This is a genomic window from Nocardia sp. NPDC051832 (assembly GCF_040681285.1).
Taxonomy (GTDB): Bacteria; Actinomycetota; Actinomycetes; order Mycobacteriales; family Mycobacteriaceae; genus Nocardia.
On sequence record NZ_JBFAYL010000004.1, the window covers coordinates 457,967 to 482,268 of the forward strand.

At 69.1% G+C, this 24,302-nt stretch carries 24 protein-coding genes; 13 read left to right on the forward strand and 11 right to left on the reverse strand.

All coding sequences use genetic code 11. The annotated features are described in order from the left end of the window. Positions 1-35 precede the first annotated feature (35 nt). From AB0M14_RS27775 to AB0M14_RS27785, 3 genes are all read left to right on the forward strand, one after another. A complete protein-coding gene (locus tag AB0M14_RS27775; protein ID WP_364999845.1) occupies positions 36-2,255 on the forward strand; it encodes a glycoside hydrolase family 3 C-terminal domain-containing protein in 2,220 nt (739 codons plus the stop codon). 51 nt (positions 2,256-2,306) lie between these two features. After that, positions 2,307-3,674 carry a DUF1254 domain-containing protein gene (locus tag AB0M14_RS27780; protein WP_364999847.1) on the forward strand — a complete coding sequence of 456 codons (1,368 nt, stop codon included), beginning with the start codon at positions 2,307-2,309 and terminating at the stop codon, positions 3,672-3,674. A gap of 304 nt (positions 3,675-3,978) precedes the next feature. After that, the gene (locus AB0M14_RS27785) at positions 3,979-5,109 is read left to right on the forward strand and encodes a lipase family protein (protein ID WP_365000499.1); all 1,131 of its coding nucleotides are present in this window, start codon (positions 3,979-3,981) and stop codon (positions 5,107-5,109) included. Positions 5,110-5,319: 210 nt separating this feature from the next. Here AB0M14_RS27785 and AB0M14_RS27790 read toward each other — a convergent pair whose 3' ends face one another. Beyond that, the gene (locus tag AB0M14_RS27790) at positions 5,320-6,465 is read right to left on the reverse strand and encodes an amidohydrolase family protein (RefSeq protein WP_364999849.1); all 1,146 of its coding nucleotides are present in this window, start codon (positions 6,463-6,465) and stop codon (positions 5,320-5,322) included. A gap of 172 nt (positions 6,466-6,637) precedes the next feature. Between AB0M14_RS27790 and sigJ the strand changes: the two genes are divergently transcribed. The 6 genes from sigJ (at position 6,638) to AB0M14_RS27820 (ending at position 12,906) form a co-directional block, all read left to right on the forward strand. Beyond that, positions 6,638-7,537 carry an RNA polymerase sigma factor SigJ gene (sigJ, locus tag AB0M14_RS27795; protein ID WP_364999851.1) on the forward strand — a complete coding sequence of 300 codons (900 nt, stop codon included), beginning with the start codon at positions 6,638-6,640 and terminating at the stop codon, positions 7,535-7,537. 204 nt (positions 7,538-7,741) lie between these two features. After that, positions 7,742-8,146, forward strand: a complete 405-nt coding sequence (locus AB0M14_RS27800) for a hypothetical protein (RefSeq protein WP_364999853.1) — start codon at positions 7,742-7,744, stop codon at positions 8,144-8,146. Beyond that, positions 8,143-9,678, forward strand: coding sequence for a multicopper oxidase domain-containing protein (locus tag AB0M14_RS27805; RefSeq protein ID WP_364999854.1), 1,536 nt, complete (start codon positions 8,143-8,145; stop codon positions 9,676-9,678). Before AB0M14_RS27800 ends, AB0M14_RS27805 begins: the two co-directional genes overlap by 4 nt. A gap of 65 nt (positions 9,679-9,743) precedes the next feature. Then, positions 9,744-10,811, forward strand: a complete 1,068-nt coding sequence (gene galT / locus AB0M14_RS27810) for a galactose-1-phosphate uridylyltransferase (RefSeq protein ID WP_365000501.1) — start codon at positions 9,744-9,746, stop codon at positions 10,809-10,811. 38 nt (positions 10,812-10,849) lie between these two features. Next, positions 10,850-11,956: a galactokinase gene (galK, locus tag AB0M14_RS27815; RefSeq protein ID WP_365000502.1), complete on the forward strand. Its 1,107-nt coding sequence runs from the start codon at positions 10,850-10,852 to the stop codon at positions 11,954-11,956. After that, the gene (locus tag AB0M14_RS27820) at positions 11,953-12,906 is read left to right on the forward strand and encodes an aldose 1-epimerase family protein (RefSeq protein WP_364999856.1); all 954 of its coding nucleotides are present in this window, start codon (positions 11,953-11,955) and stop codon (positions 12,904-12,906) included. The genes galK and AB0M14_RS27820 overlap by 4 nt, the downstream gene beginning before the upstream one ends. Here the strand turns inward: AB0M14_RS27820 and AB0M14_RS27825 are convergent. The 6 genes from AB0M14_RS27825 to AB0M14_RS27850 all read right to left on the reverse strand — a co-directional run bounded on the left by AB0M14_RS27825 (position 12,834) and on the right by AB0M14_RS27850 (position 18,054). After that, positions 12,834-13,745 (reverse strand): STM4011 family radical SAM protein, encoded by a 912-nt coding sequence (locus tag AB0M14_RS27825; RefSeq protein ID WP_364999857.1) that lies wholly within the window; start codon positions 13,743-13,745, stop codon positions 12,834-12,836. The genes AB0M14_RS27820 and AB0M14_RS27825 overlap by 73 nt on opposite strands. 129 nt (positions 13,746-13,874) lie before the next feature. Then, on the reverse strand, positions 13,875-14,861 hold the full coding sequence (locus tag AB0M14_RS27830) for an STM4012 family radical SAM protein (protein WP_364999859.1): 987 nt from the start codon (positions 14,859-14,861) through the stop codon (positions 13,875-13,877). Positions 14,862-14,872: 11 nt separating this feature from the next. Beyond that, positions 14,873-15,205, reverse strand: coding sequence for a hypothetical protein (locus AB0M14_RS27835; protein ID WP_364999861.1), 333 nt, complete (start codon positions 15,203-15,205; stop codon positions 14,873-14,875). After that, positions 15,202-16,023: an STM4013/SEN3800 family hydrolase gene (locus AB0M14_RS27840; protein ID WP_364999863.1), complete on the reverse strand. Its 822-nt coding sequence runs from the start codon at positions 16,021-16,023 to the stop codon at positions 15,202-15,204. The genes AB0M14_RS27835 and AB0M14_RS27840 overlap by 4 nt, the downstream gene beginning before the upstream one ends. After that, positions 16,016-17,110 carry an STM4014 family protein gene (locus AB0M14_RS27845; RefSeq protein WP_364999865.1) on the reverse strand — a complete coding sequence of 365 codons (1,095 nt, stop codon included), beginning with the start codon at positions 17,108-17,110 and terminating at the stop codon, positions 16,016-16,018. The genes AB0M14_RS27840 and AB0M14_RS27845 overlap by 8 nt, the downstream gene beginning before the upstream one ends. Then, complete coding sequence (locus tag AB0M14_RS27850; RefSeq protein ID WP_364999867.1) at positions 17,107-18,054, reverse strand: STM4015 family protein; 948 nt, start codon at positions 18,052-18,054, stop codon at positions 17,107-17,109. Before AB0M14_RS27850 ends, AB0M14_RS27845 begins: the two co-directional genes overlap by 4 nt. A 156-nt stretch (positions 18,055-18,210) precedes the next feature. Between AB0M14_RS27850 and AB0M14_RS27855 the strand changes: the two genes are divergently transcribed. Both AB0M14_RS27855 and AB0M14_RS27860 read left to right on the forward strand, forming a co-directional pair. Beyond that, positions 18,211-18,537, forward strand: coding sequence for a hypothetical protein (locus AB0M14_RS27855; RefSeq protein WP_364999869.1), 327 nt, complete (start codon positions 18,211-18,213; stop codon positions 18,535-18,537). Positions 18,538-18,603: 66 nt separating this feature from the next. Next, positions 18,604-19,647: a DUF6745 domain-containing protein gene (locus tag AB0M14_RS27860; RefSeq protein ID WP_364999870.1), complete on the forward strand. Its 1,044-nt coding sequence runs from the start codon at positions 18,604-18,606 to the stop codon at positions 19,645-19,647. A gap of 3 nt (positions 19,648-19,650) precedes the next feature. Here AB0M14_RS27860 and AB0M14_RS27865 read toward each other — a convergent pair whose 3' ends face one another. From AB0M14_RS27865 to AB0M14_RS27875, 3 genes are read right to left on the reverse strand one after another with little or no spacing between them, the layout of a single operon-like run. Beyond that, a complete protein-coding gene (locus AB0M14_RS27865) occupies positions 19,651-20,262 on the reverse strand; it encodes a TetR/AcrR family transcriptional regulator (protein WP_364999872.1) in 612 nt (203 codons plus the stop codon). A gap of 23 nt (positions 20,263-20,285) precedes the next feature. After that, on the reverse strand, positions 20,286-20,963 hold the full coding sequence (locus AB0M14_RS27870) for an SGNH/GDSL hydrolase family protein (protein ID WP_364999874.1): 678 nt from the start codon (positions 20,961-20,963) through the stop codon (positions 20,286-20,288). 27 nt (positions 20,964-20,990) lie between these two features. Continuing rightward, positions 20,991-21,791 carry an MBL fold metallo-hydrolase gene (locus AB0M14_RS27875; protein WP_364999876.1) on the reverse strand — a complete coding sequence of 267 codons (801 nt, stop codon included), beginning with the start codon at positions 21,789-21,791 and terminating at the stop codon, positions 20,991-20,993. Between the two features lie 46 nt (positions 21,792-21,837). Here AB0M14_RS27875 and AB0M14_RS27880 point away from each other — a divergent pair, with 46 nt between their 5' ends. Further along, positions 21,838-22,266, forward strand: a complete 429-nt coding sequence (locus AB0M14_RS27880) for a MerR family transcriptional regulator (protein WP_364999877.1) — start codon at positions 21,838-21,840, stop codon at positions 22,264-22,266. Positions 22,267-22,368: 102 nt separating this feature from the next. On the opposite strand, the gene AB0M14_RS27885 is transcribed toward AB0M14_RS27880, so the two are convergent. Then, positions 22,369-23,286, reverse strand: coding sequence for a LysR family transcriptional regulator (locus AB0M14_RS27885; protein WP_364999878.1), 918 nt, complete (start codon positions 23,284-23,286; stop codon positions 22,369-22,371). Between the two features lie 70 nt (positions 23,287-23,356). On the opposite strand from AB0M14_RS27885, the gene dapA reads away from it, so the two are divergent. After that, the gene (gene dapA / locus AB0M14_RS27890) at positions 23,357-24,274 is read left to right on the forward strand and encodes a 4-hydroxy-tetrahydrodipicolinate synthase (RefSeq protein WP_364999879.1); all 918 of its coding nucleotides are present in this window, start codon (positions 23,357-23,359) and stop codon (positions 24,272-24,274) included. Positions 24,275-24,302 lie beyond the last annotated feature (28 nt).

The following is a 24,302-nucleotide window of genomic DNA, read 5'->3' on the forward strand; positions in this document are numbered from 1 at the left end:
CTGAGCACCAGATCCCTTCGACAGGAGTGTATTTCGTGACCAATTCACCTATCTCCGAGCTGAGCTTGCCGGAGCGGGCCGCGCTCGGCAGCGGCGCGGACTTCTGGACGACCAAGGCGACCGGGCCGATTCCGTCGGTCCTGCTGACCGACGGACCGCACGGTGTGCGCAGGCAGACAGGGGCGACCGATCATCTCGGAGTGTCCGGAAGCCTTCCGGCGACCTGCTTTCCACCCGCCGTCGGGCTGGGACAGAGCTGGGACCCTGACCTGGTGCGCCGCGTCGGCGCGGCGCTCGGTCGCGAGAGTCGCACGCTGGGCGTGGACGTCCTGCTCGGGCCCGGCGTCAATATCAAACGAGATCCGCGCTGCGGCAGGAACTTCGAGTACTACTCCGAGGATCCGGTCCTGACCGGAGTGCTCGGCGCGGCCTGGGTGCGGGGACTGCAAAGCATGGGAGTCGGCGCTGCCCTGAAACACTTCGCGGCCAACAACACCGAACACGACCGGATGCGGTCGAGTTCGGACGTCGATCCGCGCCCGCTGCGGGAAATCTATCTGCACGCCTTCGCGCATATCGTCCAGACGGCCGACCCGTGGACGGTCATGTGCTCCTACAACCGGATCAACGGGGTGAGCGCGGCCGAAAACCATTGGCTGCTCACCGAAGTCCTGCGCGAGGAGTGGGGCTTCACCGGATTGGTGGTCAGCGACTGGGGGGCGGTGAGCGACCGGGTGGCCGCGCTCACGGCGGGCCTGGATCTCCAAATGCCCGGCAACGGCGGCGCTTCCGACGCGGCGGTGGTCGCCGCCGTGCGGGCCGGGACGCTGGACCCCACTGTGGTCGATCGGGCCGCCGCCCGGGTGGCGGCGCTGGCGGCCAAGGCCGTCGCGGGCCGGGAGGACGTGTCGCCGCACGACGCCGAGGCGCATCACGCACTCGCTCGCGAGGTGGCCGCGCAGTGCATCGTGCTGCTCCGCAACGAGGGCAACCTGCTGCCGCTGCGCGCCGAACAGTCCATCGCGGTCATCGGCGAGTTCGCCGCGACGCCGCGCTACCAGGGCGGCGGCAGCTCGCATGTGAATCCGACGCGGGTCGATACGCCACTGGCGGAGATCCGCGAGCTCGCGCTCGGCGCCGTGACCTATGCGCCGGGCTTCACCACCGACGGGAGCCCGGCGGGGACGTTACCGGCGGAGGCGGTGCGGGCCGCGCGGCAGGCCGAGGTCGCCGTGGTGTTCCTCGGGCTGGCGGCGAGCCAGGAGTCGGAGGGCTTCGACCGCGAGCACATCGAGCTGCCCGCCGAGCAGCTGGACCTGCTCGCCGAAGTGCTTGCGGCACAACCGAACACCGTCGTGGTGCTGGCGCACGGCGGGGTGTTGCGGCTGGCGCCGGTCGACGCGCCCGCGATCCTCGATGGAGCGCTGCTCGGCCAGGCCGGTGGCGGCGCGCTGGCCGACGTGCTGTTCGGGCAGGTGAATCCCTCGGGCCGGCTCACCGAGACGGTGCCGGTGCGCATCCAGGACACTCCGGCCTACCTGAACTTCCCTGGCGAGAACTCGCACGTGCGCTACGGCGAGGGACTCTTCGTCGGGTACCGCTGGTACGACGCACGGGAGCTGGAGGTGAGTTTCCCCTTCGGGCATGGGCTTTCGTACACGACGTTCGGCTATTCAGATCTCGTGGTGGAAGCCGGGACCGCCGCGGTCACGGTGTCGGTCACCGTCAGCAACACCGGCGATCGAGCCGGGCGTGAGGTCGTGCAGTGCTATACCGCCAAGCCGGGTTCGGCCGTGGTGCGCGCTCCTCGCGAGCTGAAGGGGTTCACCAGCGTATTCCTGGAACCTGGTGCGAGCGAGCAGGTTTCGATCGAGGTCGGCCGGGATGACCTGGCCTACTGGGAGACCCGGACCGAGCAGTGGACCGTCGAGGACGGCGCGTACGAGTTCTCGGTGGGCGCTTCGAGCCGCGACATCCGGGCCACCGCTCGGGTTTCCGTGTCCGGCGACCAGGTGCGGCTGCCACTTAGCCTGGATTCCACGCTCGGCGAGGTCATGACCGACCCCGGCGCGGTTCCGATCCTGGAGTTCCTGGCCCGCAACGCGCCCGCGGGCATGAGCGCCGACGGCGGCGCGGCGCTCGGCGTCGACATGGCGCGGATGATGGCTTCCATCCCGCTGGGCAAGCTGGTCGCGTTCGGCGCCGGCCGCGCCGACGAGCTGGCGGAGCTGATCAGCAAGGTCAACCAAGCCTGATCGACCGCCCGTGTGCCATCATGCGGCACACGCTTTTCGAAAGGATCGACGATGACCGGCTGGCGGCCCCTGTCCCGACGCTCGATGCTGGCGCTGAGTGCGGCGGCCGCGGCCGGCGCCGGGCTGGCCGGTCGCGCGGCCGCCGACCCGGGCGACCAGATCGCCGCCGCCGTGCAGGCCTACGTCTTCGGGTATCCGCTGGTGCTGATGGACGTGACCCGGGCGGCCGCGGTCCAGCACCTCCCGGTCAACCGGCTGGCCAATGTCGCCGCGACGCCGACTCCGGACAGCACCTACGTGGTGCGCCCGAATCTCGACACCCTGTATTCGCAGGCGTGGCTGGACCTGCGCGCCGAGCCGGTCCTGCTGCGCGTGCCCGCGATGGCCGACGGCCGGTACTGGCTGATGCAGGTGCTCGACATGTGGACCAACAGCGAGCACGACCCCAGTAGCATCGCCCCGCTCGGCCACGCGCCGCACACCTACGCGATCACCGGGCCGGGCTGGACCGGCAGCCTGCCCGCCGGCGTCACCCGGCTGCCGATGAGCACCGCGACGGCCTGGCTGCTGGGCCGGATCCAGGTCGCGGGCCCCGACGATCTCGCCGCCGTGCAGGACATCCAGCAGCAGCTGCGGCTGAGCCCGTTGAGCGGCTGGGATGCGGCGGGACCGGGCGCGAGCATCGCGGCGCTCGGGAACCTCGGCGGGCCGCGTCCGCCGGATGTGGTGGCGGGCATGGACGCCGGCGCTTTCTTCGGCCGGCTGTGCGCGGTGATGGGCGACAACCCGCCCGCCGCCGCCGACGCGCCGATGCTGGCACGGCTCGCGTCAATCGGTATTACCCCCGGTCGCTATACCCCCACCCTCCCCGACGGGGTCCTCGATCGGGCTCTCGAGGTCGCGAAAGCACAGATCAGGACGGCGCTTCTGGGACAGGTTCTAGTCGGAGCCGAGAATCGGTGGTTCACACCCGAGGTCGTCGGCGTCTACGGCACCGATTATCTGGCGCGCGCCACCATCGCCCAGGTCGGCCTCGGAGCGAATCTGCGCCGTGATGCCATCTATCTGAATACCCAGGCGATCGCCGCCGGGCCGCTGAAGCGCTACCGATTGCACTTCGCGCCAGGTCAGCTCCCCCCGAACGACGCGTTCTGGTCGCTGACCGCCTACACCGGCGAGAGCTACCTGGTGCCCAATGCCGCGGGCATCTACGCCGTGGGGCCCGGTGTCGTGACGAACCCAGACGGTTCGGTCGATCTCGTGGTGCAGGCCGAGGATCCCGGTCCAGCTGTACCGCAGGGCAATTGGCTGCCCATCCCGGCCGCCGGCATGTTCAGCCTGACCATGCGGGTGTACGCGCCGAAACCGGAGGCCTTGGACGGCCGCTGGCGGCCACCAGCACTGACTCCACTGCCCTGACTTCGCCGTCTCTGTCTGGGTCGGTCGCGGCCAGAGAATGCAGGTCACAAGGTTTTTCCGAGACCCATGTGATCAGGATCAAAGTCCTTTCAGTGCCGTAATTTCAAGATCATCGCTGTGATACGTTCACGCCCGCGGCCAGTGCTACAGCACTACCGCCCCACCCCGACCCGTCGGCCGACCACCGCCCGGTACCAAACCTGCTGCGGCGCACCGTCGGCCACGCTGCCCTGCCCGAAAGAAGATCGTGTTCGCAACTCTCACCCGCTTTCTCACGCTAGCGCTGAGCATTATCGCCGTGGGCCTGTTCGCCGCGCCGAGCAATGCGGAACCGCTATATCCGCAACCAGATCCGGATCCGTTCTATTCGGTGCCGGGTGACCTCGGCAATTTCGCACCCGGTGACGTGGTGCGCACCCGCAAGATCGACAGCGGCCCCTACGTCGGCACCGAGGGCTGGCAGGTCGCCTTCCGGTCCACCAACTCGCAGGGCAACCCCATCCTGGGCGTCACCACGGTGCTGCTGCCCCTCGGCGTTCGCAACCCCCCGCTGGTCTCCTACCAGGCGCTGATCAATTCGCTCGGCTCGCGGTGCAACCCGTCCCGGTCGCTGTTCAACGGCGAGCTGCAGGACGCGCCCGGCGCGATGCTGCCGATCGGACGCGGCTGGGCCGTCTCGATGCCGGACTACCTGGGCCCCAATGTCGCCTACGGCGCCGGTCGGCTCAGCGGCATGGTCACCCTGGACAGCGTCAAGGCCGTGCAGCGGGCCACCGAACTGGGCCTGGGCTCCTCGCCGGTCGCCATCGCGGGTTACTCCGGCGGTGGCATGGCCACCGGCTGGGCCGCCGCGCTGCAACCGACCTACGCGCCCGACCTGAAGCTCGCCGCGGTCGTCGCGGGCGGCATTCCCGCCGACCTGGAGCAGATGGCCCTGGGCCTCGGCTTCGAGCCGCACCCCGGCTTCGGCCTCGCCTTCGCCGCGGCCATGGGCCTGGAGCGGGAATACCCGCAGCGCCTGCCGATTTCGGACCAGCTCAACGAGAACGGCTTGTGGTTCCGGGAATTCACCCACGACGCCTGCCGCCGCTTCCTGCTGTTCCACGGCGCCTTCCGCAGCGCCGACCAGCTGGCCGCCTCCAAGAGCCTGATGGACAGCCCCGTCGCCCGCGAAGTGCTGCACGAGAACAGCCTGCGCTACTACGAAGGCGTCCCCACCGCCCCGACCTACATCTGGCAGGGCCGCTACGACACCCTCACCCCGTACAACTCGGTCGAGGAAACCGCCAACCGCTACTGCCGCGCCGGCGCACCGGTCAAACTGGTGACCTATGACATCGCCGAGCACATGACCGCCGCGGCGGCCGGATTCACCGAGGCGTGGAACTACGTGGAATCGCGCTTCCGCAACGAGCCGGTACCCACCAGCTGCTGAGCATCCGGTGGCGGGGAGTCAGCCTCCCCGCCACCGTTCGGCGGACCTCGCGCGGCGGACGGACTCCGCGCCGCCGCCAGTCAGCGGACCTCGCGGCGGCGGACGGACTCCGCGCCGCCGCCAGTCAGCGAACCTCGCGCGGCTAATGGACTCCGCGCCGCCACCGTTCAGCAAACCCCGCGCGGCTGACAGACTCCGCGCCGCCACCGTTCAGCGAACCTCGCGCAGCTGACGCACGCCACGCCGCCAGACCTCGGCGATCCGCCCGGCAGCGGCGATCTCCCGGGTCGGATCTCCCTCCACCAGAACAACATCGGCGCGCAGTCCGGCGGCGATCCGGCCGCGGTCGAGCAGCCCGAAATGGTGGGCGGGCACGCTGGTCGCGGCGGCCAGCGCCTGCTCCGGACCGAGTCCCGCTTCGACCAAGAGCTCCAGTTCCCGATGCAGGCCGCTGCCGTGGGCGGGAACGAAGGGGGTGGCGTCGGTGCCCGCGAGCAGCGGGACGCCCGCGTGGTGCAGGGCCCGGACGGCGTCGACGGCGTTCGCGGAGCTACCTGGGCGGGCGCAGTCGGCGGTGTGGATCTGCTGAGCGGTGATCGCTTCGAAGTACGCCAGGGTCGTGACCACGAACACGCCCTGTGCGCGGATCTGTTCGGCCAGGGCCGTGGTAGCGGGATCACCCGGTGTCAGGTCGGTCCAGACGTGGGCGAGGCCGTCGATACCCGCCGCCAGAGCGAGCTGCACCTCGGCGGCCGTGATCGCGTGCGCGATGACCCGCAGGCCCGCGCGATGAGCCGAATCAGTAAGAGCAGCAATGGTTTCCGGGGACATCACCGGCAGTTCGGCACCGTGCACCGCGCCGTCGTCGATGACGATCTTGAGGTAGTCGGCGCCTTCCGCCAGTCGCGCTTCGACGAAAGCCGGCGCGTGGGCCGGGCCGGAGATGAAATCGATTGTGGTGCCGACGCCGTCCAGCATTCCGGCCAGCGCGCCCAGCAATTGCGTCGGATGCCCGCCCGGCGCGGTAGCCAAGGTGCCCGCGCTGCGGAAGTCGGCGACGTCGTCGCGCTCCGCCGCGAGGCGGCGCTGCGCGGCGAGCACATCCGGCAGGCAGAACATGTCGAGTTCGGTGGTAACGCCGTAGCGCAAAGCCGCGGCGAGGCTGCCGTCGAAGACATGCGTGTGGGCGTCGATCAGGCCCGGTAGCAGGGTGCGGCCGGCGCCGTCGATAACGACGTCGGCGGCGAGTTCGGTGCTGCCGACCGTCGCGATGACGTCGTCCTGCAAGACCACATCGGTCGGACCCAAAGTCTGCTGCCCGTCGAACACCCGGGCGTTGCGAATAACTGTGCGCATCGAATTCTCCTGTGCGGTAGTGCCTTCCGGGGCCGATCCCCGGACACCACCACAGAGCGGCCGCTCCCCCGGACTGTGACATCGCTGTGGGGCCGGTCACAGTGCCGCCCAGCCATGTCACACTCGCGGGGTCATGTGGCTCTTCGGTCCTGACACAGCGAGGAGACAACACATGACATCCATGCCGCCGGACTCCGGCACCGCCACCGACCAGTTCCTCGGCTACCGGGAACTGCTTTTCTCGGTGGTCTACAACATGCTGGGCAGTGTCGCCGACACCGAAGACGTCTTGCAGGAGGTATGGCTCGCGTGGGCGTCCCGCCACGCCTCCGGCACCGAGCCCGTGGACAACCCGCGCGCCTACCTGGTGCGGATCGCCGCGAACCAGGCCCTGGCCCGCCGCGCCGCGCTGAGCAAGCGCAAGGAAACCTATGTGGGCCCGTGGCTTCCGGAGCCGCTCGTCGCCGCCGCGGACGACAGCGCGGCGACCGTCGAACGCGCCGAGTCGCTGTCGATGGCGATGCTGGTTGTCCTGGAAACACTCTCGCCGCTGGAGCGGGCGGTGTTCGTGCTGCACGAGGTCTTCGGGTTCGCGCATCCGGAGATCGCGGAGATGCTCGACCGCTCCCCCGCCGCGGTGCGCCAGCTCGCGACCCGGGCTCGCCGCCACGTACAGGCCCGCAGACCCCGGCACAGCGCGCCGCCGAAACTACAAGCCGAGGTGACAGAGCGGTTCGCGGCGGCCGCCCTCGGCGGTGACCTCCAGGCGCTGCTGGACCTCCTGGCGCCGGAGGTCACGCTGTGGACCGACGGCGGCGGCAAGGGCCCAGCCCTCAGCCTGCGCCCAGTACACGGCAGGGAAAACGTTGCCGCCGTGTTCATGTCGGTCGCCGCGACGGTGCCCGCCGGGCTGGATCTGCGCTACCGCCGCGTCGCCGGCGACGCCTGCGCGCTGGTGTTCTCCGGCAACAGCCCCCTCGCGGTCGTGGTCGTGGACCTCACGCCCGACGGCGGCAGCATCGCCGCTGTCTATTCGATCACCAACCCGGACAAGCTCACCAGCATCAGCTGAGCGGCACTCCGCGAACCGCGCAATCACCAACCCGGACCCACTCACCAACATCCTGAGCAGCAACCCGCGAACCTCTCGATCACCGAGTCGGACCAGCTCACCAGCATCGGTTCGAGCTGAGCGAATGACGCTCTGCACACCCTCTATCAGGAGCCCGCGCATGCTTGTTTTGTGCTGCGCCGAACCCGCTCGGCGGGTACGGACATGACCACTCTCACCTCCGCGAAACCTCGTGCCAGTTGGCCGATCCTGTTGCTGCGCGCCGCGAGCACCGGTGTCGCGGTCCTCGTTCTGCTGCAAGCGGCGCTCGCGGGCAGCTTCCTGTCCGGCGAATACGCCGCACTGGCCGCGCACGCCCGCAATGCCGGGATCATGGGCGCGTTCTTGGTCGTCCAGCTGATCGCCGCGGCACTGTGCCTGCGCTCCAGTGTGGCGACCAAGCAGCCGCTGCTCGCCACCCTCGGCCAGATCGTGGTCACCTCGGCGTTGATTCCCCTGGGAGAGCAGCGAATTCTGGCGGTACACCTGCCCCTGGCCGTACTCCTGGTCGTCGGAGTCCTGCATTCGACCTACACCGCCTGGCGGCGCATACCGGAAGGACCGCAATGAGTTTCGCGCTTTCCCGACGCGGCTTTCTGGGCGCGGCAGCGGCCGCGGCCGGTGTCGCCGCGACCGGCTGGGCCGGTGGCGCGCGCCTGCTGGGTCCAGGTGATCCGGGGTTGCTGCTGCCGAGCCAGGTGGCGCTTCCCCGGCCGTTCACCGCCGAGCTGCCGATTCCGCGAGTGCTCGAGCCGATCCGCCGCGACGCCGGGGCCGACTACTACGAAATAGTGCAGCGCCCCACCGAACTGGAGATCCTGCCGGGCCTGCGGACGCCCGCCTGGACCTACGGCGGCAGCTTCCCGGGACCAACCATCCTCGCCCGGTCCGGCCGCAGATCCGTGGTCCGCCACCGCAACGAGCTCGACCAGCCCGCGGTGGTGCACCTGCATGGCGGGCACACGCCCGCCGACAGCGACGGCTACCCGATGGACCTCATCCTGCCCGCCCACGCGGCAGCGCACCCGACGCACCACGCGGGCCGCGACGTGGCGGCCGGACAGCGCGACTACACCTATCCGAATCAGCAAGGTGCGGCGACGCTTTGGTATCACGATCATCGTCACGGCGGCACCGGCTACGCCCTCTGGCAGGGCCTGGCCGGCTTCCACCTGGTGCACGACGACGAGCAGGACGCGCTCGGCCTGCCTACAGGCGCACGCGATCTGCCGCTGATGATCACCGACCGCTCCTTCGCGGCCGACGGATCATTCCGGTATCCGCGGGCCGGCGCGCACCAGCACGGTGTGACCGCCCCCTATATGAACGGTGTGCTCGGCGATGTCATCTTGGTCAACGGCGCCCCGTGGCCGGTGGCCCGGGTGGACGCGGCCCGCTACCGGCTGCGGCTGCTCAATGCCTCCAATGCGCGCCGCTATCGCCTCGAACTCGACCCGCAACCACCCGGCGGCGATGCGCTGGTACAGATCGGTTCGGACGGAGGTCTGCTGGGGCGGCCGATCGCGCACGACCGGCTCGACATCTCGCCCGCGGAACGGTTCGACATCGTCGTCGACTTCTCCCGTTACCGGCCCGGCACCCGAGTCCGCCTGCTGAACCGGCTGGGCAGCGGTGCCACCGCCGAGGTCATGTCCTTCGACGTCACGGGCCCGACCGGCGACAACCCGCCCCTGCCCGCACGATTGCGCACCGAGCCCGCCCTCGACCCGGCCCGCGCGGTCACCACCCGCACCTTCCATTTCCAGCTGCGCCCCGACCACGGCTGGACCATCAACGGCCTGCCCTACGAAGCCGGCCGCGTGCTGGCCCGCCCCCGGCTGGGCACCGTCGAGATCTGGCGCCTGATCAGCGACTTCCACCACCCGATCCATCTGCACCTGGACCCGTTCCTGGTGCTGTCGCGCAACAATCGCGCCCCGAACCCCGCCGACGCCGGCTGGAAGGACACCGTCGACCTGCGCCCGGCCGAGGCCGTCGAGATCGCGGTCCGCTTCACCGACCACGCGGGGACCTACATGCTGCACTGCCACAATGCCGAGCACGAGGACATGGCGATGATGGCCGACTTCGTCACCGAGTAGGCGCGTTTGCTGAATATTTGCTAGCAGTCGACGATACTGATTCGGTGATCAAGACCGAACGCGCGCTGGCCGACGGCCGGACGATCCGGTACTACGACGCCGCGCCGGTGGCGCGGCTCGCCGTCGACACGCGTGACCTGCCGGTCGCGCACACCACCTCACAGCGCAGGTTCGACCCGCTGCTCGGCGAATGGGTCGTGGTGGCCTCGCATCGGCAGTCCCGCACCTTTCTGCCGCCCGCGGATCTGTGCCCGCTGTGCCCCTCGACACCGGAGCGCGCCACCGAGATTCCCGAGACCGACTACCAGATAGCGGTTTTCGACAATCGGTTCCCCTCGCTGACCCCGGTGCACGACGACCTGCCGGAGTCGGTGGACGGTGCGCCGCAGACGCCGCTGCGGGACGGGTTCGGCAAATGCGAGGTGGTGTGCTTCACCAGCGCCCACGATTCGTCGTTCGCCCAGTTGGAGCCGGTCCGGGTGCGGCTGGTCGTCGATGTGTGGGCCGAGCGCACCGCGGAACTGGCAGGCCTCGACGGGATCGGGCAAGTCTTCTGTTTCGAGAACTCCGGAGCCGACATCGGCGTGACGCTGTCGCATCCGCATGGACAGATCTATGCCTACCCCTTCGTGACGCCGCGGGTCGCCAAGATCACCGCCAACGTCGCACACTATCGAAAAGCGCACGACACCAACCTATTCGGTGACATGCTCGCCGCGGAGCGGGCCGCCGAGCTGCGCGTCGTCGCGGCCAACGAAGAGTGGACGGCATTCGTACCGCCGTTCGCGCGCTGGCCCTACGAGGTGCAGCTGTACCCGCACCGCCGGGTCGCCGACATCCCCGACCTCGACGACGCCCAACGCGACGCCTTCGCCCAGCTCTACCCGGACGTGCTGCGCCGATTCGCGCGGCGCTTCCCCGCCCCGATGCCCTATGTGGCAGCCTGGAATCAGGCGCCGACCCCGAATTCCGGTGTGCCCAGCCAGGACTGGTGGCTGCACCTGCAATTGTTCTCGATCCGGCGGGCAGCCGACAAACTGAAGTATCTGGCAGGTTCGGAATCGGGCATGCAGGTGTTCATCAGCGATACCACGCCCGAACAGGTCGCGGCGGAACTGCGGGAGATGCGGTGAATCAAGTGTCCGAGGGTGCGGCGAGAGACGTGGCGGCGATGAGCGCGGGCGGTATCTGGGCCGCGCCGGGCCGGGTCAACATCATCGGCGAGCACACCGACTACAACGGCGGCTACTGCCTGCCCATGGCATTGCCACAGATGGTGCGGTGTACCGCGATGCCGAGAACCGACGGCCTGGTGCGCGTGGGTTCCCAACAGCATCCGGGCGAGCGGACCGAGGTACCGGTCCGGGAGCTGGCCGAAGCGCCCGTCAAAGGCTGGGCCCGTTACCCGCTCGGCGTGGTGTACGAATATCACCGCCGCGGCCACCGAATTCCGGGCGTCGACCTGGAACTCGACGGGTCGGTGCCGATCGGCGCGGGGCTGTCGTCCTCGGCAGCCATCGAATGCTCGGTGGCGATCGCGTTGCGTGATCTGTTCCAGCTATCGGTGTCCGAAGCCGACCTCATCGACATCGCGAACAAAGCCGAGAACAACTACGTGGGCGCACCTACCGGGACCCTCGATCAGACCGCCTCGATCCGCTGCATCGCCGGGCATGCCCTGTTCCTCGACGCCGGGACCGGCGAAACCTCCCAGGTACCATTCGATCTCGCGGCGGCGGGCCTGGCGCTGCTGATCGTCGACACGAACACCCCGCACGCGCTGGTAGACGGCGAGTACGCGCGGCGGCGGCAGGAATGTGAAGCCGCCGCAGCCGAATTGGGCGTCACCCGGCTCCGCGAGGTCACCGATATCCGGGCGCTGTCGGCCCTCACCGACCCCATCCTGCGCCGGCGCGCGCGGCACGTGGTCAGCGAAAACGCCAGAGTCCTGGCCGTTGTCGAGTTGCTCCGCGACGGCCGCGACCCGCGCTCCATCGGCCCTATCCTGACCGCCGCGCATGCCTCGCTGCGCGACGACTTCATGGTCTCGACCGCCCAGCTCGACACCGCCGCCGACGCCGCACTCGACGCCGGTGCGCACGGCGCCCGGATGGTGGGCGGCGGGTTCGGCGGCAGCATCATCGCCCTGATCGACGCCGGGGCCAGAGATCGCGTCGTCGCCGAGATCGAACAGCGTTTCCGCGCAGCCTATTTCGCCGATCCCCGGGCGTTCCTCGCGGTGCCGTCGGCCGGTGCGCACCGGGTGGATCAGGCGTGACCCCGGATTTCCCGGCATCCGGCGGGATCTCCGCACCGTCCGGGCAGCAGTTCCGGATCGCCTGGGGCGAGCAGGAGGCTATCCTCGTCGAGGTCGGGGGCGGCATCCGCGAGTACCGGGTGGGTGCGCGCGAGGTATTCCAGCCCTACGACGTGACGGCGATGGCCGACGGCGCGCACGGAGCGGTGCTGATTCCCTGGCCGAACCGGTTGCGGGACGGCAAATATCACTTCGGCGACGCCGAGTACCAGGTGCCGTTGACCGAGCCGTCGAAAAACAATGCGATCCACGGGTTTCTGCGCTGGCGACCGTGGGCGGCGACCGAACTGTCCGAGCACGAAGTCACCATGCGGACCACGCTGCACCCCCGGCCGGAATATCCGTTCCACCTGGACATCGCCGTGCACTACGCGCTGTCCGAGGCGGGCTTGGCGGTGACCACCACCGCGACCAATTCGGGCGCGGTTCCCGCCCCGTACGGCTGCGGCCAGCACCCGTATCTCTCACCTGGCCGAGGGCAGATCGATGCGGCGGTGCTGCACCTCGACGCCGCCACCCGAATCCGCACCGACCCCTACCGCCAACTCCCGGCGGGCACCGAACCCGTCGCGGACACACCGAAATTCGACTTCACCACACCCCGGCAGGTCGGCGACGTACAGATCGATCACGCGTTCACCGATCTGGCCCGCGACGAGGACGGCCGCGCCTGGGTTCGATTGCGCGGCAGCGACAATCAGGTCGCCGAACTCTGGGTGGACGAAACCTACCCGCTGATCCAGCTGTTCACCGCCGACACCCTCGGACCCGCCCATCGCCGCACCGGACTCGCCGCGGAACCGATGACCTGCCCGCCCAACGCGTTCCAGACCGGTGATCACCTGATCCGGCTGGCCCCCGGCGCCTCGATGACCACCCGCTGGGGCGCCCGGCTCACCGCCGCGCTGTAATCCGCGGGAATCCGCTCCAGTACGCCCCCGGCGAAGACGTCGTAGAGCGGCAGCGTCTCCATATGCACATAGCCGATATGGCAGTCGCACAAGGCAAGTGGGCAGGACCGGGGCTGTAGCGCCGACCGATAGGAACCGTCGTACAGGTTGCCGAGCTCGGTGCGAACGAAGTGACAGCGGCGCACCGTGCCATCACCGTCGACCGAAATCACCGATTCACCGGTGCGGCAGGGCATTCCGGCCGAGCGGTGCGGATGCAGGCTGTACTCGAACAGCGGATCCAGCTCGGTCCAGGCGGCGGCCTCGTCCACGGTGAGCTGATGCCCCTCCGGGGCGTTCACCCAGAGGTAGACATGATCAGGCAAGTCGGCCCGCAACCGCCGGGCGGCGGCCAGATGGTCCGGAAAACCGACCACGCCGACACTGAACCGAATCCCCTTGCGCGCCAGCTCCGCACATTTCCCCGTGAACCGCTCGTAGGGCGTCTGACCAGGGTGGTAGGTGCACCACAGCGCGAGCGTCTCCGGGTCGGCCGCATCGAGCCAGTCGGTGCGGCAGCTGAGGTTGGTCTGAATCGCCACCCGGCGAACCTGCGGTAGACGGGAAAGCTCAACGAGCGTGCGCCGATACCAGGAGCGCACCAAACCCTCGCCCCACGGAGTGAACAAGATCGACAACCGATCGCCGTGCTGCGCGCCGACCCAGTCGGCGAATCGCTCCAGGGCCGCACGGTCGGCACGCAGCTGCTCTCGGCTGTCCCGGCGCTTCGCGAACGGGCAGTACGGGCAGTCGTAGTCGCAGGATGCCAGCGGCCCCCGGTAAAGGATCGTCAGATCCATAGGTTCGTTCTCACCTCGGTTCGTAGGGCGGCAGGGCGGCGTGAATCGCTGACGGTCGCAGCGGCGCTGGGCCGGTGGCTGCGTCCAACCAACCCAGCGCGGTGAACTCCTCGCTCAGATAACTCGCTCTCACCGCGGTTCGTAGGCGGCCATCGCTGCATGCACCGCGGCCGAGAACAGTCGAGGACCGAGCGCATCCGAATAGGCCAAGCCCTCGGCCGACAGCCGCAGCAGTGACGGGTCGGAGGCGGCGTCCAACCAACCCAAGGCGGTGAATTCGTCGAGTTCCGCAGCGAAGTGTTCGGTTGGGTCCGCGCCGAATCGGGTTCGGTATTCGGCGACGTCCATACCCTCGGCTTGCAGGAGCGATTGCAGGAGGTGCCGTCTCCTAGCCTCGTCCTCGTCGATCCTTCGGCCGACTTCCGCTCGCGTGAAATCCGTTGTCCGCGTGTAGCTGTCGATGATGCCGCGCACCTCGCGCGGTGCGACCGCGTAGTCGAAGGAGTAGTGCAGGCTGGCGGTGTAGGAGCGCGCGCCGCAGCCGAGCCCGATCATGCCGTCGGTTTGGCAGGCGTAGTCGTCAGGGCCGGTGCTGGGGGTGCCGGTGCGCCGGAACATGCGCATCGAGGTTTGGTCGTAGCCGTTTTCTAGCAGTAGATCGCGACCCGCGCGGTAGAGGCGTAGGCGCTGGGCGTCCCAGTCCTCGTCGGTATCGCCGCCGAGTTTGCCGAGCCCGGTCAGCGGCCGCACATACAGCGGGTACAGGTAGAGCTCTTCGGGCTCCCAGGCCAAGGCCGCGCGCAGCGAAGTACGCCAGGTGTCCTCGGTCTGGCCTTCGATGCCGTAGATCAGATCGATATTGAGCACGGGAATGCGGGCCGACCGGATCCGCTCCAGGGCGGCCTCCACTTCGCCGCGGCGCTGCGGGCGCACCGCCGCCCTGGCTTCGCTGTCCACGAAACTCTGCACTCCGATGCTGACTCGGGTCGCGCCCCGCTCGGCCAGGACCGCCAAGCGGTCGGCCGTCGCGGTCGTAGGTGAGGTCTCCACCGAGAGTGGGATCGCCCGCAGGTCGGCCCCCATCCGCTGTTCGGCGATATCGCAGAGCCTGGTCAACTCCGCGGCGGTCAGGTAGGTGGTGTGCCGCCGCCGAATGCCGCCGCCGCGAAATGGGCGGGCCGATCTCCGAGCGCTGCCCGCACGGCGATCGCCTGGCGTTCGAGCGCGTCGAGGTAGCGGCCGGTGAGGTCGTCCGGCGCGCCGATACGGGTGAACAGATTGCAGAAGCCGCACCGGTATTCGCAGAAGGGAATGTGCGCGTACAACGACAACGCGTCGGCCGGTTCCCGGGCCCAGAGGTCGCTTAGGAGCGGCCGGTCGTCGAGTGGGCGGTAGGCGGTCTTGTGCGGGTAGCCGTAGACGTAGCTCTGGTACGGACGCGGCCGGGTCATCGTGGTCATGCGGAGGCCTCTAGGAAGAAGTGGGCGTAGGGCACGGTCCACACCGATTCGTGGCCGAGGCGGTGCCCGGTGAATCCGTCCTCGCCGTAGGCGGTGCCGTGGTCGGAACAGACGATGGCGAAACACCGCCGGCGGCTGCTCGCGGCGGCGAACAACCGGCCGATCTGGCGATCCACGTATTCCAAAGCGGCCGCGTGGGTTTCGCGGGTGTCACCGGCCTCCTTGGTCGCACCCGGGCGATGGAACCAGTTCGGCTGATGCAGCGCGGAGACGTTGACGAAGAGAAAGAGCTTGCGCTCGGGCGGCAACGCCGCGACGACCTGCTCGGCGCAACGCACCTGCGCCTCGAAGGAATGCGGCGCTGCGACCGAGAACTCCGGCTCCCAGTGACTTTCCTGGAACAAGCCGGGCAGCGTCGAGCCCATCGCCCCCCGCTTGTTGAAGAACCCCACGCCTCCGATGCACACGGTGCGGTAGCCCTCGGCCGCGAGCGCGGAGACCAGATCCGGGGTATCGAAGACGAAAGTACGGCCCGCGGTGGTCTCACTACCTTCGAACCGCGCGGCGAACAGCCGGGGATGCGGGCCCGGCGCGGCGGGTGTCGGCAGGAATCCGGCGAACATCGCCTGATGTGAGGCATAGGTGAAACTGCCTGGCGCGTGCCGTTTTTCCCACTCGCCGCCGGGGAGATGCGGCGCGAGAGTGGGCAGCCGGCCCGCGGCAGCCAGCTCGGCCGCCACATCGAACCGCAGCGTGTCGAGGGTGACAAGGAGCAGATCGTCGCGGCCGATCACCTCGTTCATATCCGGCTCAGACATGCGTTTCGCTCCTTGCCCGGCGCAGGATCGCGGCGACCTGCGCGTCGTAGGTGTCGCCCGATTCGGCGCCGCCGCCCGCGAATCCGCGCAGGCCCGGCAGCAGATCACCGAACGCGTTCACTTCGCCGACCGCGAAGCGCCGCCAACCGGACGCGGGCAGCAGGTCCACGCCCACGCGAGAGAAGCGCGGGAAGCAGGCCGCCGCTCGTTCACAGATCGCGATCGCCTCCGGCCAGTGCTCTCCCATGGCCGCTCTCGCGGTGGCGAGATCGCCGCGCGCGCCGCCGAGATGCAGGTTGGTCATCGGCCAGCGGCTGGTGCGGACCACCACATGGGTGGCGCGGCCGTCGACCACAACCACCCGCAGGTCCGCGGTGCGGCCGTGCAGCGCGGCTTTGGGCAGCCAGCGCTCGATGTGCAGGCCGTCCGGAGCCAAGGCGTCGACGATCGCACCCACCTCGGCGTCGGTGGTGTAAGTGGCGACACGCAGCGAATTGAACAGTCCCCCTTGCGTATCGCGCCGGACCGAGGTGGTCGCCCGGATTCGTCCGCCGCTCGCTGTCGCGAGGGCGAGCACGCCGGACGCCGAGGAGCCGTGCGCGAGTTTGAGAAACACGCGCGACAATCCGGCGTCGGCCATCCGGGTGCGTACGTCGTCCCAGCCGCGAAGGGGCTCCCGCTGTCCCGATGTCGGCGAAAACGGCACGGGGACACCGGCATCGGACAGCACGCCATGACAGAGCCGCTTGTCGAAGAGCACCGCCAGGTCGGCGGGGTCGTCGAGCAACATCGCCCGCTCCGCCAATCCCCGAGCCGCCGCGACGAAGCGCCGGTACCAGCGCGCCGAACCTTCTACCCGGGTCGGGTCGGCCGCATCGCGCAAGATCCGGTCGACCTCCGGGTCCTCGCCGGGCGACTCGAGGCGCACCAGCTCACCGGGGTGGAAGTCGGCGTGCCCGCTCAGCACGTCGAGCCAGGACACCACCCGCGCCTCCGGAATTCCGGCCCGCCGCAAGGCCTCCTGGAACCCGGTGACGCGCCGGTTCCCCGGGATCCCGACGACGGCGAGCGCCGGGCAGGCGCTCATTCCCCTACCGCGACGTAGCGCCACTCCCGGTCGTCGTCGATCTCGGCTTCCTCTTCGCCGGAGAGGATCACCTCCACTCCGAACGGCTCCAAGGCGGCGACCAGCCGCTTGCTCAACGCCGAGCTGATGAAATGGTGATGCAGATCGAGCGTCTTCAGGTGGGTCAGCGGCTGGCCTTCGAGCAGCGCGGCCGCGCCTTCGTCACCGAGTGTGCCCAGGGACAGATCCAAGCTGCTGAGGCGCGCTACCACCGGCGCGGACGCGATCGCGAGCGCGATCTGATCCTGAATGTCGCTGTTGCGCAGCGCGAGATGGGTCAGAGCGGGGAACCGGGTGCCGGTGAGGAACGGTTCCAGATCGCTGATCTCCGCTGTCGCGCCGTACTCGGTGGTGCCGAGCCAGAGGTCCAAGCGCTCCAGCGCGGGCAGCTCACTCGCGGCGACGGCGCGCAGGACCTCCACGTCCAAGCCGCCGGTCTGCACCGACAGCGCGCGCAGCGCGCGATGCTCGACCGGGTGGAGCTCCATGTTCTCGCCACCGCGGAAGCCGAACTCCCGGAGGTCCGGGAAGGCCGCCAGCAGCGGCGTGACGTCGGACTGGTGGATCCAGGAGCATTCGTTCTCGTCGTAGGTGATGTCGCCGAGGAACAGCGCGCGCAGCGCAGGCAGCCGGTCTTTGGCCGCGACCAGGGCCGCGACGACCGGCTCGGAATCGTCGTCGCCCTCGCCCCACACGCCGACTACCAGAGCCCGCACCGCCGTGCTGTCGACCGTCTCCAGAAAACGCGCGAAGGCGTCCGGCCAACTTTCCTTGCTGTCCCAGGGCTCGATCGCGATCCGCCACGCCACGTCGTCCGCCGCCGGTAGCTCGGCAGATGAGGTGGTGTCCGGGAATTCGACCACGGGTAGCCCGTGGAATCCCTCCATGTGGTCGGAAATGGCCATGTCGCGGGCTCCCCATGAGTGATCGATCCGATGTGCCAGCAAGTTCTACCAGCAGCCGCCGACAGCCGCGCGGCCCGCCGTGAATTGTCGTACCCTCCGGCTACTTTCAGAGCTGGGAGCAAGGCGCACGGGGCGCCGGCTCGGAGGGAGTTGGCCATGTTCCGACAGGGTGATGTGCTGATCATGCCGATCGCGGAGGAGGCCGTGCCGCAGCGATTCCAGGCGGCGGCGGGCGAGCCGCGCGACGGGCGCGGGCGCATGGTCCTCGCCCTGGGCGAGGTCACTGGGCACGCACACGCGCTCACCGCACCCGGGCGGCTGATCCGTACCGCGGGGCCGACCGCGCCGAAGCTGCTGCATCTGCCGGAGGGCGGCCGCCTGGTGCACGAGGAACACGCGCCGATTCCGCTGCCGAAGGGCTGGTACCGGGTGATCCGCCAGCGTGAGTACGTGCCCGGTTCGGTGCGCGTCATCGCCGACTGATCCGCCGCCCGGCGGCGCTCGCCGCCTGGGCTATCCCGAACCCGTTGCCACAGAATGGAATTCCTCATGGACACGATCGACTCCTGGCGCGCCGTCGCGGCCGCCACCGGCCGGGCCGACCGGCCCGCCGCCGAAGCCGGGATCCGCCGGGCCTACGCCGACGCCGGACTGCCGGAGCCCGCCCGGATCGTCTGGGCCGATTCCCCCGTGGCGGGTATCGCCGCCGTCCGCGCGCTGGACAATCCGGGCCGCAGCGTGCGCGAGTCCGTCCGCACCCTGCCCTGGGCCGCCGAACGCCAGCGGCTTTTCACCGAGCTGGGCGCCGAGGGCTGGAACGAACGCTGGCAGGCGACCGGCGCAATGCTCTGGGACACCACCCGAGACCTGGCGGAGCGCATCCGAATCGGCGTGCTGGATGACCTGCTCGGCCCCGCCGAACCCGGACTCGACGACGACGGTGCCGCCCGCGCGGCGCGCGCCGCCGCCGAACGCGAGCTTCGCGTGGTGCTGCTGGACGCCGTGCTCGGCCAGCACGACGCGCCGTGGCTGGCCGCGTTCGACACCTCCGGACGGCTGGCCGGCCTCGCCGAGGTCGCGCGCCACGCGGGCTGGTGGTGGCCGTTCGAGAACGCGGTTGTCCTCTGCGAACGCCCGTTGCACCTGGAGCGCGACGAAGCGGGCCGGTTGCACTGTGGCACCGGACCCGCGCTGATCTTCCCGGATGGTTTCGCGCTGTACGCCTGGAGCGGAATGCCGGTTCCCGCAACCTTTCTCAGTGAACTCGGCGACCTGACCCCCGCGCGCATCCGCACCGAGGAGAACGCGGAACTGCGCCGCGTCATGCTCGAATACTTCGGTTACGAGCGCTACCTCGCCGAGTCGGACGCCCAGCCGGTGCACCGCGACGAAACCGGAATCCTGTGGCGGATACCGCTGCCCGACGACGAAGACGTGGTCATGGTGGAGGTCGTCAACTCCACCGCCGAGCCGGACGGCACGTTCCGCACCTACTGGCTGCGCGTCCCGCCCAACACCCGCACCGCCAAGGAGGGTGTGGCCTGGACGTTCGAATTGGCGGCCGACAGCTACCAGCCGCTCCGCCAAACCTGAGGGTCAGGCGAGGAAGCTCTCGACGCTGCGGCGGATCTTGTCGACCGCCGCGGTGTCCCCGCACCGCAACGCGGTGTTCGCCGAGCTCAGGACCGCGTCGATCTGGAAGGCGACGAGATCGGCGTCCAGCGGACCGATCTCGCCCGCCTCGATGGCGCGGCGCAGTTCGTCCGCGAGTGCGGTGATCCACTCGGCTTTACCCGCGAGCAGGGCGTCGCGGATCGGGCCCGGCACGCTGTCGAATTCCGCCAAGGTCGCGGTCCAAAAGCAGCCGCCCGCGAAGAGCGGCGTCACCGCGTAGTCGATCCACCGTTCCACGAGCGCTCGAAGCCGTTGCACACCAACAGGTTCCACGTGCGCGGGCCGGACGACCGCGTCGACGAACAAGCGCCGGGCGTGGTCGATGGTGGCCAGCTGCAAGGTCTCCTTGGTCCGGAACAGCGTCTGGATACCGGCCTTGCTCAGGCCGGTATCGGTGGCCAGGCGACCGAAGCTCAAGCCGCCCAGTCCCTCCAGCGAGGCGAGGTCGACCGCCTGACGCAGCACCAGCTGCCGGGTCTTCGCTCCCCGCAGCAGGCGCTTGTCGGTGATCTCCGCCTCCGCCGCACTCTGCATGCGGTCGATCGTACTCTCAATTGTCAGCGAGCCGAAGCCAATCGATGCGCCAGCTGCTTCACCAGTTCCGCGGCGATGACCGCCTGGCCTGCGGTGGAGAAGTGGATCCGGTCCGCGCTGAGCAGGTCCGGCCGGTCGTTGAAGTCGTGGTCCCAGAAGTCCGTCAGCACCGCGTCGTACTCGCCCGCCAAACGACGGGTGAGGTCGTTGAGCCGACTGAGCCGGTCATGCCAATCGGCGAACACCGGAACGACATACGCGCGCCCCGGCGTGAAAACCGACAGCTGCGCGCCGGTTCCGGCCGCCAGCTCGTACATCCGCCGCAGGTCCCGCTCGATCTCGCCGAAGTCGGGAGCACGGCGGACGATGTCGTTCGCACCGGAATTCACGTGCAGCAGATCGGGTTCGAAGGCGCGCATGCGGTCGAACTGCTCGGCGATCACCTCCGGCGTCTTCGCACCGATCCGCGCGAGATTGAGATAGGCCAGCTCCGGGCGCACGCTCCGCAGAATCCCCTCGAATCGGTCGCACCAGCCCAGCGGTGCGTAACCCGGTACGGGATCACCGGTTCCAGCCGAGAGGCTGTCGCCGATGACCCCGAACCGCTGCCATGGCGCGTCGTAGAGCAAGCCCGCCGCCGCCACCGGCGATAGGCAGAACGGATCTGTTTCCTCTGTCCTCGAGGGCATCGTCGCAGTCATAAATTAAGCATACGGTCGACCGCACACTTATCGCAAGGCGTCGCGCAGCCGCGAATCCCACGGATCGTGGGCATTCACCAGCGTGATCTCCTCCGGATGGGTGCGGGTCAGCTCACGCAACCGCGCCTGGGTGCCCAAACGGAGATCCCGGTCGAATTCCGCGCTCTGCTGCAAGATGTCGAGAATCGGATGCGGCTCCGGCGGCAGGTCCAGCTCGCGGTGGTAGTAGTAGGCGTCACCGCAGTGCAATAGCCACCGATCACCTTGCCGCACAGCGACCCCCATGTGCCCCGGGGTGTGGCCGCGCAACGGGACGAGGCGGAAGTCCGGCCCGAGACCAGCCGGGATCGCCGCGGTGAAACCGAACCACTCGTCGCCGGGTTCGGGGCTGTAGCTCACCCACTTCGGGCCGTGCGCCCAATGCGCGGGCCGATATCTGGTCGCCGCCGACTCGGCCAGTGCCGCATCGAGTTCCGCGGCATGCACGTGCACCTTGGCGTCGGGAAAGTCGGGCAATCCGCCCGAGTGATCCACGTCGAGATGGGTGAGCAGGATGTGGCCGACATCCCCGGCCGAGAACCCGAGCCGCTCGATCTGGCGGATAGCGGTCTCCTGCTCGTCGAGCACCGGTTGCGCGAACCGCACCCAGTCCGCCTCCAGCGTTCCCTCCGGATTCCGCACGTTCGCCAAACCCAGCCCGGTCTCGACGAGCACCAGTTCATCGGCGGTCTCTACCAGCAGGCAGTGGTTCACCGTATGTGCCGGGGCCGCCGCATACGTCGCTTCGATCTTCGCCATCGAGCCGCAATTGAGGTGATGAATCTTCATACCCGCTAGTCTGTGACTTGAAGCGCACTTCAAGTCAAGGACCATTGTGACCGCTCCCCTGCTCGACATCGCCGAGGTCGCCGACCACTCCGGCCTGGCCGCCTCCGCCCTGCGCTACTACGAACAACAGGGCCTCATCACCTCGGCCGGCCGCCACGGCCTCCGCCGCACCTACACCCCCGACGTCGTCCCCCGGCTCACCCTGATCAACTGCGCCCGCCGCGCCGGCTTCACGATCGCCGAAATCCAGCACTTCCTGCGCGCCACCCCCGACGACACCGAACTGCGCGCCCAATTGGCCGTCAAGGCAAGGGAAGTCGAAGAAGACATCGCGCGACTCACCCGCATGCGCGACGGTTTGCACCATGCCGCCACCTGCACCCACGCCCGTCTGGTGGACTGCCCGGAGTTCAAACGCACACTCGCCACGCCGGATGCGATTCATGCAGGCGCAGAAGGCAATTCGATCTGTTGACCGACGCACGAGCAGAGGGCAATTCGTTCTGCTGACCGACCCACGACTCGTCGCTCGGCCCCGAGCTACCGCGGTGGCAGCCACATTCGCGGTCGCGAGGCGCTAGCTGGGGGCGGGCAGCGCCTCGGTCCCGTCCTCGCCGGGCCTCATCTCGTTGTCAGCGATGGAAGCGTGCAACGCGGCTCGCGCGGCGACCACCACGGGGGACCCGCCGGTGCCGCGACGGTAGGCGACCGAGGTTCTGCGGCGGGCAGGCAGGGGCGAAAGCACCACTCCGGCGGGCGGCGTCACGACACCGAGTTCTGGTACGAGCGCTACGCCCTGACCGGCGGCGACGAGGGCCAGCACAATGCCGAAATCATCGGCGTGATGCCGGATTCGAGGGCTGAAACCAGCGGCCTCGCAGGCGCGGATCGTCATGGTGTGACACAGGGTGCCGGGTGTGCCCGCGATCCACGCGGCGTCGCGGCGGGCGGCCAACGGTTCGGGAGTCACAGCGGCCAGATAGATCGTTTCCTCCAGCAGCGGCTCGCTCTCGATGGCGGGGGCGGGCTCGGCAGGCACGTAGTCGTACTCCTGCACGAGCGCGACGTCGAGCGTCTCTGCGCGCAATGCCTGAGGCACCGTCGCCGGGTCGACTTCCTCGACCACCAGTTCGAGTTTCGGATGTTCCCGGCTGAGCGCGACCAATGCCGGGGCCACAATCATGGGCATCGCGGAGGGAAACGCGCCGATTCGAAGCGGCCCCGCGAGCCCGGCCTGACCGGCGGCCAGATCGGCTTCGGCTTGCGCCAACGCCGCGAAGATCGCCTCCGCGTGTTCCACCAAAGTGAGTGCGGCGGAAGTCAGCTCGACTCGGCGACCGGTCCGTTCCAGCAGCGCCACGCCGGTTTCTCGTTCCAGCGCGGACAGCTGTTGCGACACCGCGGACGGCGTGTAGGACAACGCTTCCGCGACCGCGGCGATGGTCTTCCGATGCGCCAGTTCCCGCAGCAGCCGCAACCTTCTGACATCAAGCATAAGTTCAGCTTAATCTCAGTTGTAGAAATGTGAACTGGACCTGACGTATCGGCCGAGCCAGGCTGAGACCATGACTTTCACCGGCCTGTTCGTCCCCCTCGTCACCCCGTTCACCGCCTCCGACGAGATCGCCGTCGAGGCACTGGAGGGTTTGGCGCACTCGGTCCTCGACGCCGGCGCGACCGGCCTCGTGGCCCTCGGCACCACCGCCGAGGCCGCCACACTGACTACCGAAGAACGCCAACGCGTTCTGGAGATCTGCGCCCAGGTCTGCGGGGAGCGCAACGCCCAGCTGATCGTCGGCGCGGGCACCAATTCGACTGCGTCATCCATCAATTCGCTTGCCACCCTGGGGTCCTCGGTCGCCGCCGCCCTCACCGTAGTCCCCTACTACACCCGCCCCTCCGAAGCGGGCGTCCTCGCCCACTTCCGCGAACTGGCCGCCACCAGCCCCGTTCCACTGATCGTCTACAACGTTCCGTACCGCACCAGCCGCACCCTCAGCGCCGAGACCCTCGCCGAACTCGCCCGAATCCCCAACATCGCGGGCTTCAAACACGCCATCGGCGGCATCGACGACGCGACAGTCATCTTCATGAGCAGCCTCCCGCCCGGCACCGACGTCCTCGCCGGCGACGACCTGCACGTCGCTCCCCTGCTCGCGCTAGGCGCGTCCGGCGGCATTCTGGCCTCCGCCAACGTCGCCCCCGCCGCGTTCAGCGCACTGATATCCGCTTGGCGCACAGGCACATCGGCCGACGCTCGCCCGCACGCCCACCGCCTCGCCCCGCTCTCCGCGGCGCTGTTCGCGGAACCCAACCCCACCGTCATCAAGGCCGTCCTCGCCGCCCGCGGCCAGATCCCCACCCCGGCGGTCCGCCTCCCGCTCCTTCCTGCCAGTGCGCAGGCAACCGCGGCCGCTCTCGCGGCTCTGGGCCGAATTACCGACTCCGACACGGTTATTCCGCTAGCGGCGTCCCGCCGATAGCACATTCGGCAATCACCTTCGAACGCCG